The sequence below is a fragment of the Bacteroides eggerthii genome (genome assembly GCF_025146565.1).
GTDB lineage: Bacteria > Bacteroidota > Bacteroidia > Bacteroidales > Bacteroidaceae > Bacteroides > Bacteroides eggerthii.
This window is the reverse complement of record NZ_CP102258.1, coordinates 2,332,011-2,348,585: the sequence shown is the minus strand read 5'-3', so window position 1 is coordinate 2,348,585 and position 16,575 is coordinate 2,332,011. Positions and strand designations below refer to the sequence as shown.

Here is a 16,575-nt window from a genome sequence, read left to right as displayed (position 1 = left end):
ATATGATATTACAACTATTGTTTGTGCTGACCGCTATTATCATAGGCGCACGTTTAGGAGGCATAGGCCTCGGAGTGATGGGTGGTGTGGGTTTAGGTATACTAACCTTTGTATTTGGCTTGCAACCTACGGCACCGCCAATAGATGTAATGTTAATGATTGCCGCCGTTATTTCCGCAGCTTCCTGCATGCAAGCAGCCGGCGGACTTGATTATATGGTGAAGTTAGCGGAAAAGCTATTACGGAAAAATCCGTCTCACGTAACGATCCTCAGCCCTATCGTAACCTATTTATTTACTTTTGTAGCAGGAACCGGACATGTTGCCTATTCCATTCTTCCTGTCATAGCCGAAGTTGCCATTGAAACCAAAATCAGGCCCGAACGCCCGTTGGGCATTGCAGTTATCGCTTCGCAGCAGGCCATTACAGCAAGCCCTATTTCGGCAGCAACAGTTGCTCTGCTTGGCCTACTGACCGGATTCGATATTACTTTATTCGATATATTGAAAATAACGATTCCTGCTACAATCCTCGGCGTTCTGGTAGGTGCACTGTGTTCCATGCGCGTAGGAAAAGAGCTGGTTGATGATCCTGAGTATCAGAAGCGTATGGCTGAGGGATACTTTGATGGCAGAAAAATAAAGATTGATGATGTAAAGAACAAGCGCCATGCCATGCTTTCCGTAATTATTTTCATCCTCGCTACCGCCTTCATTGTCCTTTTCGGTTCATTTGAAGGTATGCGTCCTTCTTTCCTTGCCGGTGGAGAGACAGTCACCTTGGGCATGTCTTCCATTATAGAAATCATTATGCTTTCGGCTGCAGCCATTATTCTATTAGTGACCAAAACAGATGGAATCAAAGCGACACAAGGTTCTGTTTTCCCGGCCGGGATGCAGGCTGTAATCGCTATTTTTGGCATTGCTTGGATGGGCGATACATTCCTGAACGGTAATATGGCACAACTTACCGCCTCCATTGAAGGTGTTGTGCGCCAAATGCCCTGGTTGTTCGGCATCGCTTTGTTTGTCATGTCCATCCTGTTATATAGCCAGGCAGCTACGGTACGCGCCTTAGTGCCACTCGGCATTGCTTTGGGAATATCGCCCTATATGCTGATAGCCATGTTCCCCGCCGTCAACGGATATTTCTTCATTCCCAACTATCCTACCGTAGTGGCAGCCATCAACTTTGACCGTACAGGAACAACCCGGATCGGCAAATACATACTCAATCATTCTTTTATGATGCCAGGTATTGTTTCCACTGTGGTTGCAATTGCTTTGGGGTTATTATTCATACAAATATTCTGATATATTATACTTCAACCTATTTTTTAATTTAAACAAATTATGTTATGAAAAAATTAGAAAGACTCAGTATGGTAGCCGCTATGCTACTGTTTTCCGCAATGATGACTTTTGCGCAACAAAAGCCTAATATTCATATCCTTGCCACCGGTGGAACAATTGCCGGAACAGGAACGTCTGCTACTGCCACAAATTATACTGCCGGACAAGTAGCTATCGGTACCCTGCTTGACGCTGTGCCTGAACTGAAAAATATAGCTAACGTAACAGGAGAGCAAATCGTAAAAATCGGTTCACAAGATATGAACGATGATGTCTGGCTAACTCTTGCAAAGAAGATTAACCAGCTTCTGAAACGCTCTGACATTGACGGTATCGTGATTACCCATGGAACCGATACAATGGAAGAAACAGCCTATTTCCTCAACCTGACAGTAAAGAGCGATAAACCGGTTGTTTTAGTCGGAGCCATGCGCCCATCCACCGCCCTCAGTGCCGACGGGCCTCTTAACTTATATAATGCCGTTGTTGTGGCCGGAGCAAAAGAGTCCAAAGGAAAAGGCGTTTTAGTGGCAATGAACGGAAGCGTACTCGGTGCTGCAAGCGTACTGAAAATGAATACCGTTGACGTACAAACATTTCAAGCCCCCAATGACGGCGCACTTGGCTATGTCTTGAATGGCAAGGTCACATATAATATGTCATCCGCAAAGAAACATACTACTCAATCCGTATTCGATGTTACCAACTTGAACTCACTCCCCAAAGTAGGTATCGTTTACAGTTATTCAAACATCGAAGCCGATATCGTCGCCCCAATGTTAGATAACGGATATAAAGGTATTATCCATGCAGGAGTAGGCAACGGAAATATTCATAAGAATATATTTCCCATACTAATAGATGCACGCAAGAAAGGTATACTTGTGGTCCGTTCATCAAGAGTGCCGACAGGCCCGACCTCTCTCGATGCAGAAGTAGACGATGCGCAATATCAGTTTATCGCATCACAGGAGTTAAATCCTCAGAAGTCACGTGTTTTGCTAATGCTTGCGCTAACCAAGACCAATGACTGGAAACAGATTCAGGAATATTTTAATGAATACTAAAAAACGGTGGCAATGATAAAAAAACTGACATTTATACTCCTGGCAGCAAGCTGCATGCAAAGCATGTATTCTCAAAATACAGAAAAAAACGAGAAGTTCCTTGAGAATAAAACGCTGTTTGAAGAACTCACCAACGTAAAGAAAAAACAGGATAAGTTCAACTTATTCCTCAACATGCAAGGCAGTTTCGATGCCAATTTCCGCAATGGTTTTGAAGAAGGGGCTTTCAAAATGAGACAACTCCGCATTGAAGCCAAAGGAAATCTCAACAACTGGCTCTCATACCGGTACCGGCAACGGCTAAACCGATCAAATGACAGCAGTGGAAATATAGACAATCTTCCTACCTCTATCGATATTGCCGGAATTGGCGTAAAGTTAGGAAAGGGGTTCTCTATCTTTGCCGGCAAGCAATGTACTGCATACGGTGGCATTGAATTCGATCTGAATCCTATCGAAATATACGAATATAGCGATATGATTGAGAACATGAGCAACTTCATGACCGGTTTGAACATCGGTTACGATATTAACGCCCATCAGCAGCTGAACCTTCAAATATTGGACAGCCGCAACGGTTCTTTCAACAAGACATATGGTGTTGAAAACGCCGAAGATGAACTCCCAACAATAGAATCGGGCAAACTTCCACTGGTGTATACTTTGAACTGGAACGGAAATTTCAATGACATCTTCAAGACGCGCTGGTCTGCTTCTATCATGAACGAAGCAAAAGACAAGTACCTCTATTATTATGCGTTCGGTAATGAACTAAACTTAGATAAGTTCAATATGTTCCTCGATTTCATGTACTCCAAAGAAAGTATCGACCGCAAAGGCATCATGACAGGAATAACAGGCAGCATGGAAGGGCACAATGCTTCCAACATCGGATACTTTTCAATGGTAACTAAATTGAATTACCGTTTTCTACCTAAATGGAATGTCTTCGTAAAAGGGATGTACGAAACAGCATCTCTCACCAAACAACAGGAAAATTTAGAAAAAGGGAAATACCGTACCGCATGGGGCTACTTTGCCGGTGTAGAGTTCTACCCTATGGATACCAACCTGCATTTCTTCCTCACTTACGTAGGCCGTACTTATGATTTTACAGCCCGCGCTAAATCACTTGGACAAGAAAACTACTCTACGAACAGAGTATCAGTAGGATTCATATACCAATTACCGATGTTTTAATGTCTTATAGAACCTACGTTTACCCGAACCCACAAGTTTCTATGATGATTTTATGAAAAAGAAAACTCCGGAATATTCAAATAGATATTCCGGAGTTTTTGAGGTTCCTGGCGGATTCGAACCGCCGTACACGGTTTTGCAGACCGCTGACTAAGCCACTCATCCAAGGAACCAGTCTTTCTCGTTTGCGGATGCAAAGGTAGTACATTTTTTGGAACTACCAACTATCCGCAGCATTTTTTCTTTGTTTCTTTTCTTTCTTCACTACACTCCGAACGTTTCTTCTCATATAAATTCTTTAATTCACAGCCAGTTGCACAATTTGCACAAGGATTACGTTTTTCCTTCACTCCACGAAAAAAAGAATAAATACTCTGCCCTATACGGACAATACACAGTAATAAAATAAGGGCTACTGCCCAATTCTGCCAATTATTCATCCAAACATTCCTCCTATCTGATAAATAGCAAAGACCACTACCCATGCAAGCACAGTGGTGTACACTGCTGTAAACAATGCCCACTTCCAACTTCCTGATTCTCCTTTAATGGCAGCCAGTGTAGCGATACATGGAAAATAAATCAGTACAAACACCATATAGCAAAAAGCCACCAAAGGAGTAATCGGGATACGTTCACCCAAACTCACCGCATCAGCTTCGGCGTCATCTGCATACAGTACGCCAAGTGTACTTACCACCAATTCCTTAGCTCCTACACCAGAAAGAATACCAATGCCCAGCTTCCAATCGAAGCCCAACGGTTTTATCACCGGCTCCATGGCCTTACCTATCCTACCGATATAAGAATTTTCCTGTTGTTCGGCCACATCTGTATATGCGTCATGGTTCGGATAGTATCCTAAAGCCCATATAACAATGGAAGCTATCATAATGATTCCCCCCATTTTACGTAAATACTGCGCACCTTTCTCCCAAGTATGGCGGAAAATAGACTTGGATGTGGGTATGCGGTAAGGGGGAAGCTCCATAACAAACGGCGTATCGTCTCCCTTCACCAGAAAACGACAGAAAAGCCGCGCCATAACTACCGCCAGCAAAATACCGATAGCATAAATTACCAATAATACCAGACTGGCATTATTGGGAAAGAACGCCCCCACCAACAGCAAATAAATAGGCAAACGGGCACTACATGACATCAACGGATTGATGAGCATGGTTACCAGCCGACTTTTACGGTTCTCAATGGTTCGTGAAGCCATAATGGCCGGCACATTGCAACCAAATCCCATAATCAAAGGAATGAAAGACTTACCATGCAACCCCATTTTATGCATTATCTTATCCATAATAAAAGCTGCACGCGCCATATATCCGGAATCTTCCATTAAAGAAATGAAAAAATACAAAATCAAAATATTCGGCAGGAAGACGATAACCCCGCCTACACCACCAATGATACCGTCAACCAGTAAGTCTTTCAGCGGACCTTCTGACATGTTATTCCTCACCCAATCGCCCAGTACCCCTACCAGCCATTCAATACCCTGCATAGGATAGTCCCCCAGTATAAATGTTCCTTCAAACATCAGATACAGGAACAGAAAAAAAATAGGGTACCCCCATACGCGATGCGTCACAATCGAGTCTATCACACGCGTGGTACGTGCCGTATCTTCATGATTGTCAACATAGGTTTCACGAAGTGCACCGGAAATAAAACCGTATTTAGCATCCGTAATGGCCTGCTCGCTATCCTCGTTTATCGCATTGCGAAGGCGTTGCTCTTCACGATTACGAACTTCAATAATATCTTTTCCATTAGGAAACTCCTGTACTATTTTCTCCAAGTCACCGTCATTTTCCAGCAACTTGATAGCCAAAAAACGAGTAGAATATTTATACCGTATGTTTTCATTGACGCTGATAACGCGCTTCACCTCCTCAATGCTCCGTTCCAGTTCAGGCCCATGATTGATATGAATATGGCGGTAAAAGCCAACCGGATGTTCCTTCTCCTCCTTGTGAGTCCCAAAATCATGATCGGGCACATATTCCTTGTGCCAATTGCGCAGGTCATTCAGTATTTCAGCACGCACTTTCCCTTTCTTATCCAAGAAGTCTCCGCCTTCGTAAATACCGATAATAACATGAAAAAGCTGTTCAATCCCCTTCCCGGTTCGGCTAATAGTAGGCAGCATCGGCACGCCGAACAATTGTCCAAGCTTTACGTAATCCAACGTATTACCACTCGCTTCCAGTTCATCGTACATATTGAGCGCAATAACCATACGTACATTCATGTCAATCAGCTGGGTAGTAAGATACAGATTACGTTCCAAATTGGAAGAATCCACTACGTTGATTATAATATCCGGCGTTTCATTGATAATGTGGTGACGAACATAAATTTCTTCAGGAGAATATGCAGAAAGAGAATAGGTTCCCGGCAAGTCTACAATGCGGAAGTGATAGCCCTGAAAGTCGAAATAGCCTTCTTTGGCATCTACGGTTACACCGCTATAATTCCCTACATGCTCGTGCGAACCCGAAGCAATATTAAAAAGAGACGTCTTGCCACAATTGGGATTTCCCACCAAAGCCACATTAATAGTACGACGTTTGCCCAAAGCGATACGTTTCAGTTCTTCTTCACTCAGACGCATATCCTCGCTCATCCCCTCGTGATAATCAAGATGTACCGCATCCCGGAGCATTTCCTGTTCGCCAACAATCTCAATCATTTCAGCTTCCTGATGCCGCAATGATATTTCATATCCCATTACCTTGTACTTAACAGGATCCTTCAAAGGGGCATTCAGCAGTACCTCCACCGTTTTTCCCTTGACAAATCCCATTTCTACGATTCGCTTACGGAAACCACCATGTCCCAGTACTTTAACAATTACACCTTTTTCACCGGTTTTCAATTCGGACAAACGCATAGTCTTCTGTCTTTCTTTATTTTTGCCGCAAAGATAAAAGATAAGTTCATACAGCGCAAATAATTTAGAATGTTTTTAAATAAGAAGAGGCTTAAGGAAATAAACGCGTAGTACATACATCACTCCGAGCGATGTTTCCATACGGAAATAATAAAATTCAATAAGAAACATGTATATTTGCCCCCATGGAACAGGAAAGAGTAGCACAATACATCAATCAGAAACGGCTTTTTATGCCAACGGACAAAGTAATCATAGCCTTGAGTGGCGGAGCCGACTCCGTTGCGCTGTTATGTTTGTTGCAAACGTTGGGGTACAACTGCGAAGCCGCACACTGCAATTTCCACCTCCGCGGCAAAGAGTCTGACAGAGACGAGGCATTTGTCTGTCAACTATGTGCAAAGCGGCAAGTTCCATTACATATCGTCCATTTTAATACTGTACGTACAGCCGAAGAACGACATATCTCCATTGAAATGGCAGCGCGGGAACTACGTTACGAATGGTTTGAAGAAATACGCCGAAAAAGCGGTGCCAATGTCATTGCCGTAGCTCATCACCGGGATGACAGCGTAGAAACTCTTCTGCTAAACTTAATCCGCGGCACAGGAATTAACGGCTTAAGGGGAATACGCCCCAAGAACGGGCACATCGTACGCCCTCTCCTTTGTCTGGACCGCAAAGAAATTATTAATTACCTGAACCGCACAGGACAGGACTATGTAACAGACAGCACCAATCTGCAAGATGAATATACCCGTAATAAAATACGGCTTAACCTGCTCCCCATGATGCAGGAAATCAATCCTTCCGTCAAAGAAAGTATTTTCAATACAGCCGAACATCTAAGCGAAGTATCCATCATATATAAGAAAAGCATAGAAGAAGCAACAAAGCGGGTGCAAACAACAGAGGGAATATGCATTGACGCTCTGATGCAAGAAACTGCTCCCGAAACATTATTGTTTGAAATATTATATCCGCTCGGTTTCAATGCTGCTCAAATCAGAGATATATACCGGGCGTTGGAAGGACAACCGGGAAAAACCTTTTCTTCGGAACACTGGCGCGTTGTGAAAGATCGTAAGTACCTTTTAATTGAAGCGTATCAACAGGTTGAACAACCCTTGCTGGCAATGGAAAAATACTCTCTCACCCCGGACTTCATCATTCCCCGCGATAAAGAAGTCGCCTGTTTTGATGCTGACAAGCTTCTGCATCCCCTTTCCCTACGGCTTTGGCAGCAAGGCGATGTCTTTACCCCATTCGGCATGAAAGGCAGAAAAAAAGTAAGTGACTACATGACCGACCGGAAGTTTTCCCTCCTGCGCAAAGAACAACAATGGGTGTTGTGTTGCGGCAAAGACATTATCTGGTTAGTAGGCGAAAGGACAGACAACCGCTTCCGCATTGATTCCTCCACACAACGCGTGCTCATAATCCACATTATTAAGAAAAAACAGTAACTCCTATTCTCTTTATTCAAAACATGAAAAGACGTTTGTACCTTAAATATAAGTTTCCTTTGTAACTTTCATAAGATAATCCTGTTTTCTTTCTGTCTCTTGAAACAATCGGCAAGCAGAGCGGCAAATGGCGTATCAAATGTACGAGCTTTTTGCGGGCAACCTTTTACACAGGCACAGCAACGGATACACTTTTCCGCATCAGTGTAACACTCATCACCTTTCTTGATGGCACTTGCCGGACAATGCACCGCACAATATCCACAGTGATTGCAAAGTTCTGTATCGACTGCCGGAATACGAGGCATAGGCACACCGCCTTTACGCAGTTTCACCACTTTCCGCAAAAAACGGAATAACGGAAAAAATGCCTGATAAGGACGTTGAATACGGTTGACATCGACAGCATATAATTTATCCATTTCGGCTGCAGTTTCAATCTTTGTCCGTATTTTAGCGCCAAATGTCTCCGCAAATTGCAGATCATCCACATCCGGCCGTCCTACTGCTATGGGATTCTGCTCCGTACTGTATGAATGTTCGCCAACAAACGTTCCTCCTGCAATTACTTTAAACCCTCTTTCCGACGCAAATGCATCCAACTCCACCAACGCCTTTTCATAGGCCCGGTTACCATAAACAACAACCAACACCGCCGGTGCGCCCGAAGTATGAATATCCTTCATCCGTTCCAATGCCAAAGGCGCCACTTTCCCACCGTATACGGGAACAGTAATTACTGCTAAAGTATTTTCCGGTATTTCCAGCTTTCCTGCCGGATGCAAAGTCAGATCCGTTTTCATTATTTCAGAAACACCTGTACCTCGAACAATTGCCTCGCCCACTTGTTTAGAGGTATGGGTAGGCGAAAAAGTAACTAAATGAACTCCGCATATATTCATAAATCTATTTCTTGATGATAATGGAACAAAGATAGACTTTTAAAATTAAAAAAAAGACGATTTATTTATGAAACCAAAAATTATTATTACCTTTGCACCGTTGAAACATTCTGTAACTCCTTACTGAGGTGAGGATTGTTAACCAGATTTCCGGTTCAATAATAAATATCCCTATTAAATCATAATTTACAAGGTAGACTTACCAAATAAGTAAAAAACCATTCACACATATACTGTATGTATAATATCATTCAATTAAACGACAAAAATTTGTCGGAATTGCAAGCTATTGCCCAAGAGCTTGGTATCAAAAAAACAGATTCTCTCAAGAAAGAAGAACTTGTCTACAAGATCCTTGACGAGCAAGCTATTGCAGGAGCAACCAAGAAAGTAGCTGCCGACAAATTAAAAGAAGAACGTAAGGGGGACAAACAAAAACGTTCTCGCGTAACAGTCAAGAAAGAAGGAACGGACAAGGTGTTCACAGCCAATAAAAACGGCGAGCTTACAAAAGGAAAAACAGGAGAAACACCTGCCACACAAACTTCTGCACAAACAGTAGAGACAGCTAAAGAGACGGCTGCTTCCTCAACTCCCGCAACAGAGACCGAAGCTCCCAAACGCAAACCGGGACGTCCTCGTAAAGTAAAGCAAGAAGCGGCCCCCGTAACTGAAGTATCCAAGACTGCCCAGACGGAAACTAAAGCAGAAGTTGCAGAACCCCAAAAAGCGGAAATAAAGAAAGCCGAACCGAAAGTAACCCCAGCTGCTCCACAACCGACACCGGATGAAACGCCCGTTTTACCGGAAGTAGAGGACGATTTCATCCCCATCGAGGATCTGCCTACCGAAAAAATAGAATTACCATCGGAACTCATCGGCAAGTTTGAGGCCACCAAAGCAGAAACTCCCGTTCCCGTAGCAGAGCAACCGCAACAACAGCGCCCCCGTCTTCGTCTCCGCGACAACAACACTCCATACAATAACAATCGTAACAATAACAACAGCCAACGTCCTGCACAGCAGCAACGTCCCGCACAACAGCAGAACAGTAATGACAACAATTATGCTGCTCCGGAACGCAAGCCGGTAGCAGAACGTGAAAAGGCATATGAATTCGACGATATACTTACCGGAACCGGCGTATTGGAAATCATGCAGGACGGTTATGGCTTTCTGCGCTCATCCGATTATAACTACCTTTCTTCTCCTGACGACATCTATGTTTCACAATCACAAATCAAGCTGTTCGGCTTAAAGACCGGTGATGTAGTGGAAGGTGTGATCCGTCCTCCAAAGGAAGGTGAAAAATATTTCCCGTTGGTAAAAGTGTCCAAGATTAACGGGCGCGATCCGGCTTTCGTGCGCGACCGCGTACCGTTTGAACATCTCACCCCACTTTTCCCTGACGAAAAGTTCAGACTTTGCAAAGGTGGATATTCCGATTCCATGTCGGCCCGCGTAGTAGACCTTTTTGCCCCTATCGGTAAAGGACAGCGTGCATTAATCGTAGCCCAGCCCAAAACCGGTAAGACTATCTTAATGAAAGATATTGCCAACGCCATTGCAGCCAACCATCCCGAAGTTTACATGATTATGCTGCTGATTGACGAACGTCCGGAAGAAGTTACCGACATGGCACGTACCGTAAATGCAGAAGTTATCGCTTCCACTTTCGACGAGCCTGCAGAACGTCACGTAAAAATAGCAGGCATCGTTTTGGAAAAAGCCAAAAGAATGGTAGAATGTGGACATGACGTTGTTATTTTCCTAGACTCCATTACACGTCTGGCACGAGCTTACAACACTGTTTCTCCCGCCTCCGGTAAAGTCCTCTCCGGTGGTGTAGACGCTAATGCGCTGCACAAACCGAAACGTTTCTTCGGTGCTGCCCGCAACATTGAAGGAGGAGGTTCGCTGACTATTCTTGCAACAGCGCTAATTGATACCGGTTCCAAAATGGATGAAGTCATCTTTGAAGAGTTCAAAGGTACAGGTAACATGGAATTGCAACTCGACCGCAACCTGTCCAACAAGCGCATCTTCCCGGCAGTCAACATCGTTGCCTCCAGCACCCGCCGCGACGACCTGCTGCAAGACAAACAAACGCTGGATCGCATGTGGATTCTCCGTAAGTACCTTGCCGACATGAACCCGATAGAGGCAATGGACTTCGTAAAAGACCGCATGGAAAAGACCAAGGACAATGACGAGTTCTTGATGAGTATGAACAGTTAAACTCTCGCATGAGAAATAGTGATAAGAGATAAGAACAAGTATCTAAAAAAGAGCGGGATAAATTAGATTATTCTGCTCTTTTTTATTTAAATTTGCCACATGTTACTATTTTTCGTGCAATGTAAAGGATAAGAAAGTGAAAGCATACAAAACAAACCTAATCTTAATCTTCTTACTGCTTGGAATATCTCCTTGGGCTTTTTCAGCCTCCGCTGAAATGAGTAGCAAACATCTTCGTCTGGTAAAAGACTTAATGAACAATAATCTTGCCTACTCCCAAGACGCAACAACAACCAACATCATTGAATGGGAAGAGGAAATCGTAGACTCTCTCCGACAAAAGAAAGATTACAGAAATATGTTTCTTATGAAACAAATGGCTGTATATGCTTATTCCCTTCAGGCCAAAATATCAGAAGCATTAAAAAAAGCCGACGCCATGATGGACGAGGCACGGTTAATGAAATACAACATTGGTATTTCTCTCTCTTATCAAGCCTTAGGAGATATCTACCTCAATGCCGGAATGAGACCTGAAGCCGTAGAGGAGTATGAAAAGGCAATGAAAACTTTACAAGCAACTCCTCATGCAGAAAAAATACAAGAAAGAATATTCATCCAATTAGTTCCCACACTCATCAAGCTCAAACGGATGGACGAGGCAAAAGCATACTTAGAGCATATGAGCGAAATTTGCGAAAGCAAATGTCTCAGCCCTTTTCTTCTCTATGCCTACCATGCATACTATTACCTACGCAATAACGACTTGAGTAAAGCCCGGGAGTATATAGATGAAGCCATAAAGATCAACAGCAGAACTCCCTCCCATTTTTACGACAATATCTTGAAATATATGCAGGCCGAATATGCACTGGAAACAGAGGACTATGAAAAGGCGATTCTATTTTTCACAGAACTTGCCAGCAAGTCCAGCAGCATAGACACATATAACAATTACCTGAAAATCCGAAAAAAGATAGCCTATATCTATAAAGAGTTGGGACAATACAAAAAGGCCTGCGAAACATATCAGACCATTAAAACAACCCGCGACTCTATTAATGCCCATAATTACACTTCTCAAATAAATTTACTGCGTACCATATATCAGATAGACCGTCTTGAATTGGATAACCAGACACAAAAAAACCGGATGTTGTTTTACCTGATTATCGGCAGTAGCATCATCCTGACCATAATCATTATCTTTGCTTTCCACATCAAACAGGAGAACAAAAGTTTGGCAGCATCCAGAGAAAAGCTGAACAAGGCACAAAAAAGCGCAGAAAATTCCATTCGTGCCAAAAGCCTGCTCTTATCCAATATGAGTCATGAAATTCGTACTCCCCTGAACGCATTATCCGGTTTTTCCTCTATTCTGACCGACAACAACATAGACGCAGAGATGCGCAAACAATGTAACGACATTATCCAGCAAAATTCAGACCTTCTATTAAAATTAATAGATGATGTGGTGGATCTATCCAGTTTGGAAAGAGGAAAAATGCAATTCCGTTTTGAAATCCATGATGCCGTATCTCTTTGCCAAAATGTTATTGACACCGTAGATAAGATAAAGCAGACTTCCGCTTCCATTGTATTTCAAACTTCTTTAGGAAAGCTGGAATTATACACCGATGAAGCCCGTTTGCAACAACTGCTTATCAACCTGCTTATCAACGCAACCAAATTCACGACGGAAGGCCGCATAACCCTGACCTTGGAAAAGCAGGACGGCATGGCATTATTTGCTGTAACTGATACAGGATGCGGAATTGCTCCTGAAAAGCAAGGCAAGATATTCCATCGTTTTGAAAAACTGGACGAGAATGTGCAGGGAAGCGGATTAGGCTTGTCCATCTGCCAACTGATTGTCGAGCGTTTCGGCGGTGAAATTTGGATTGACACAGAATACAAAGACGGTTCCCGGTTTGTTTTCACCCATCCTATCCCCAACACCACCCCAAATAACAAGGAGGCAGAACTATGAAAAAGCAACTTATCACACTGTTTTTCATCTTACAAATGCTGCCCGGCTGGAGCAACAGCCATGCAACGTCCATAACCGACAGTTTACTGACCGTACTATCCGCACTACCTCACGACACTACCCGGCTGAAAACATTACACCAAATAATATTAACCTCACAAGACACTCCACTGGCACTCAAATATGCACAGCAGCTATACAAAGAGGCGAAATTGCAGAACAACAAGTTATACATCTGCGATGGCGCATACTTCCAGACCCTTTATTATTACAATAATGACGGCGAGCAAGACAGTATCAGCAAATGGGTCAACCTGTTAAAGCCCATAGCCCAAAGTATACAATATTGGAAAGTCTATTTCAACTCACAGAAATTACTCATCAACACCTACGTATACAATAACCAGTATGAATACGCTTTCAACGAAGCATCCAAAATGCTGGAAAAAGCCCAAAGTATAAAGAGTGTGACCGGAGAGGCCTCAGCCTATCAATGCCTGGCAAATATCTACCATGAAACCAACCGCCGGAAAGATGAGGAAAAAGTACTCAGGAAACTTTATGAGCTGTTTCCACAAATCACCCACCCCGGTACACAAATCAATATATTAAGCCAACTCATTACTTTCAGCAAACAAACAAAATGCTATACCGACCTTGAAACATTTTTGGATAAGAGTAAAGAAGTTTTGGATAAAATGGTACATAATAACCCTGCAATATTAAAAAGCATTTCCAATCAATATCTCTACGTAGAGATATATTATACCTATCTATATTTAGAAACCGGCAATCAAAAACTGGCAAAAGAACATTATAAAAAATGCTCCGCATACATCACCCCCAACAGTTTCCTCCCCTATCTGGTTCTTTACCGGAATATGGCAATGGAATATCATCTCACTCTTAAAGAATACGATACGGCGCTTGCTATCGCCGACAGTGCGATTCGCTTTGTGCAGGAAAATGATTTCGACATATCTGACTATGCCAAAGAAACTGGTTATAAAGCCGATATCCTAAAAGAGATGGAGAGATATACCGAAGCGTTGCCACTCTATGAAGAGATTATCCAAATAGAAGATTCGATAAGTGACGCCATTTCCAATCAGCAACTGGAAGAAATTAAAGAGTCATACCATTTAAGCCAACTGATACTGGAGCAAGGACAATTAAAAGGCTACATACAGATTATCATTTTAGTAGCAGTGGCTGTCATACTGATGTTATATATCATGTATACGATACGCATTAACCGGATACGGAAAGAGCTCAAATCCTCCGAGAGGCAGACCAAAGAAGCCACCCGAAAAACAGAGGAGGCCAACGAGCAGAAAAACCGCTTCCTTGCCAACATGAGCCATGCCATTCGCGTACCGCTTCATAGTGTGGTCGGGTTCTCACAGCTCATAACCACCGATACTGACATTAACGAAAAAAGCCGTAAGGAATATTCTGAAATCATACAGCAGAATACGGAGAAACTCATGTCGCTGGTCAACAACGTCTTGGACTTATCCCGACTGGAAGCCGACATGATGAAATATCAACTGACGGACTACGATATTGTCCAACTCTGCAACGATGCCATCTGCTCCGCACAGATGCAAAGAAGCAACCTGCATATCCACTTTCAGAAATCAGTAAACGAATATATCATACACACGGACTGTAACTGGATGATGCAGATTATTACCAGCACACTTACAGGCTTTTCCACTGTTCAGGAAGAGCGTGAAGTCCATTTCAGTCTGGACAGAAATGGAGAAATCCTATGTTTCAAAATAACCAACTCTCCTTTGGCAGACAAGAAATACAACAATCAGGAAACCTCTATACACCATGAAATCAACCGCCTGTTGCTGAAACATTTCAATGGTACTTATCAGATTATTCCCGATGCACCGGCAGGCCCAACAATTCTTTTCACCTATCCTGCCACAAAACCATAATAATATTCTGCCTCTAAAAGAAGGCAGTTACAGGTATTTTTTGTACTTTTGCGCCTCAATAAGAGTAAATTGTAATTTAGTAATTGTAATTAGATAGTATGTTCGATAATTTAAGCGAGAGACTTGAGAGGTCGTTTAAAATTTTGAAGGGTGAAGGTAAAATCACCGAAATCAATGTGGCAGAGACGCTGAAAGACGTGCGTAAAGCACTTCTGGATGCCGACGTAAACTATAAAGTAGCTAAAAATTTCACCGATACCGTTAAAGAAAAGGCTTTGGGACAAAACGTGCTGACAGCGGTAAAGCCCAGCCAATTAATGGTAAAAATCGTACACGATGAGTTAACCCAGCTCATGGGGGGCGAAACTGCGGAAATCAACATTGACTCCAAACCGGCCGTTATTCTGATGTCCGGTCTGCAAGGTTCCGGTAAGACAACTTTCTCCGGAAAATTGGCACGAATGTTGAAAACCAAAAAGAACCGGAAGCCTTTGTTGGTAGCTTGTGACGTTTACCGTCCCGCTGCTATCGAGCAGTTACGCGTGCTGGCCGAACAGATTGAAGTACCTATGTACTCCGAACCGGACAGCAAGAATCCGGTAGCCATTGCCCAGAACGCCATACAGGAAGCTAAAGCCAAAGGATACGACCTCGTAATTGTCGATACAGCCGGTCGTCTGGCCGTAGACGAAGAAATGATGAACGAGATTGCTGCGATAAAAGCCGCTATCAATCCCAACGAAATCTTGTTTGTGGTAGACTCTATGACCGGACAAGATGCTGTAAATACCGCAAAAGAATTCAATGACCGCTTGGACTTCAACGGTGTAGTATTGACTAAGCTGGACGGTGATACCCGCGGTGGTGCCGCCCTTTCCATCCGTTCCGTAGTAAACAAGCCTATCAAATTTGTCGGTACCGGTGAAAAGTTGGATGCTATTGACCAATTCCACCCTGCCCGTATGGCCGACCGTATTCTCGGCATGGGTGATATCGTATCACTGGTAGAGCGTGCACAAGAACAATACGATGAAGAAGAAGCCAAACGTCTGCAAAAGAAAATTGCAAAGAACCAGTTCGACTTCAACGACTTCCTGAACCAAATTGCCCAAATCAAGAAAATGGGTAACCTGAAAGAACTCGCTTCCATGATACCGGGTGTTGGAAAAGCCATTAAAGATATTGACATTGACGACAATGCCTTCAAGAGCATCGAAGCGATTATCTACTCCATGACTCCGGAAGAACGCAGCAACCCGGCTATTCTGAACGGTTCTCGCCGCCAGCGTATTGCCAAAGGTAGCGGTACAAACATTCAAGAAGTGAACCGACTGCTGAAACAGTTCGATCAAACCCGTAAGATGATGAAAATGGTGACCGGCAGTAAAATGGGTAAAATGATGCCGAAACTGAAAAGATAAGAAGGTAAATACCCCGCTGCATATCAATCCCGCTAATTTCATATATTGAATGAAGTTAGCGGGATTTTTGCTTTATTCG

General features: G+C 43.2%; 11 protein-coding genes and 1 tRNA gene. 8 read left to right on the top strand and 4 right to left on the bottom strand.

The window, feature by feature from the left end; translation table 11 throughout:
• Positions 1 to 2 precede the first annotated feature (2 nt).
• The 3 genes from NQ546_RS09620 to NQ546_RS09610 are packed head-to-tail and all read left to right on the top strand — an operon-like array spanning position 3 to position 3,619.
• Complete coding sequence (locus tag NQ546_RS09620) at positions 3 to 1,313, top strand: anaerobic C4-dicarboxylate transporter family protein (protein WP_004289928.1); 1,311 nt, start codon at positions 3 to 5, stop codon at positions 1,311 to 1,313.
• 44 nt (positions 1,314 to 1,357) lie between these two features.
• Entirely contained in the window at positions 1,358 to 2,419 is a 1,062-nt protein-coding gene (gene ansB / locus NQ546_RS09615) for an L-asparaginase 2 (protein WP_004289927.1), read from the top strand.
• A gap of 15 nt (positions 2,420 to 2,434) precedes the next feature.
• Complete coding sequence (locus NQ546_RS09610) at positions 2,435 to 3,619, top strand: porin (RefSeq protein WP_039953222.1); 1,185 nt, start codon at positions 2,435 to 2,437, stop codon at positions 3,617 to 3,619.
• Between the two features lie 101 nt (positions 3,620 to 3,720).
• Here the strand turns inward: NQ546_RS09610 and NQ546_RS09605 are convergent.
• The 3 genes from NQ546_RS09605 to feoB form a co-directional block, all read right to left on the bottom strand.
• Positions 3,721 to 3,792, bottom strand: a tRNA-Cys gene (locus tag NQ546_RS09605).
• Between the two features lie 51 nt (positions 3,793 to 3,843).
• Positions 3,844 to 4,059 carry a hypothetical protein gene (locus NQ546_RS09600; RefSeq protein WP_004289925.1) on the bottom strand — a complete coding sequence of 72 codons (216 nt, stop codon included), beginning with the start codon at positions 4,057 to 4,059 and terminating at the stop codon, positions 3,844 to 3,846.
• A complete protein-coding gene (gene feoB / locus NQ546_RS09595; protein ID WP_004289924.1) occupies positions 4,056 to 6,527 on the bottom strand; it encodes a ferrous iron transport protein B in 2,472 nt (823 codons plus the stop codon). The genes NQ546_RS09600 and feoB overlap by 4 nt, the downstream gene beginning before the upstream one ends.
• A gap of 185 nt (positions 6,528 to 6,712) precedes the next feature.
• Between feoB and tilS the strand changes: the two genes are divergently transcribed.
• A complete protein-coding gene (gene tilS, locus NQ546_RS09590; protein ID WP_004289923.1) occupies positions 6,713 to 7,993 on the top strand; it encodes a tRNA lysidine(34) synthetase TilS in 1,281 nt (426 codons plus the stop codon).
• A 68-nt stretch (positions 7,994 to 8,061) separates the two neighbouring features.
• Here the strand turns inward: tilS and NQ546_RS09585 are convergent, their stop codons facing one another.
• A complete protein-coding gene (locus tag NQ546_RS09585) occupies positions 8,062 to 8,895 on the bottom strand; it encodes a 4Fe-4S binding protein (protein ID WP_004289922.1) in 834 nt (277 codons plus the stop codon).
• A 237-nt stretch (positions 8,896 to 9,132) separates the two neighbouring features.
• Between NQ546_RS09585 and rho the strand changes: the two genes are divergently transcribed.
• The 4 genes from rho to ffh all read left to right on the top strand — a co-directional run bounded on the left by rho (position 9,133) and on the right by ffh (position 16,496).
• Positions 9,133 to 11,133, top strand: coding sequence for a transcription termination factor Rho (gene rho / locus NQ546_RS09580; RefSeq protein ID WP_004289921.1), 2,001 nt, complete (start codon positions 9,133 to 9,135; stop codon positions 11,131 to 11,133).
• Positions 11,134 to 11,350: 217 nt separating this feature from the next.
• Positions 11,351 to 13,123 carry a tetratricopeptide repeat-containing sensor histidine kinase gene (locus NQ546_RS09575; RefSeq protein ID WP_004294683.1) on the top strand — a complete coding sequence of 591 codons (1,773 nt, stop codon included), beginning with the start codon at positions 11,351 to 11,353 and terminating at the stop codon, positions 13,121 to 13,123.
• On the top strand, positions 13,120 to 15,075 hold the full coding sequence (locus NQ546_RS09570; RefSeq protein ID WP_004289919.1) for an ATP-binding protein: 1,956 nt from the start codon (positions 13,120 to 13,122) through the stop codon (positions 15,073 to 15,075). The genes NQ546_RS09575 and NQ546_RS09570 overlap by 4 nt, the downstream gene beginning before the upstream one ends.
• Before the next feature lie 98 nt (positions 15,076 to 15,173).
• Positions 15,174 to 16,496: a signal recognition particle protein gene (gene ffh / locus NQ546_RS09565; protein WP_004289918.1), complete on the top strand. Its 1,323-nt coding sequence runs from the start codon at positions 15,174 to 15,176 to the stop codon at positions 16,494 to 16,496.
• Positions 16,497 to 16,575 lie beyond the last annotated feature (79 nt).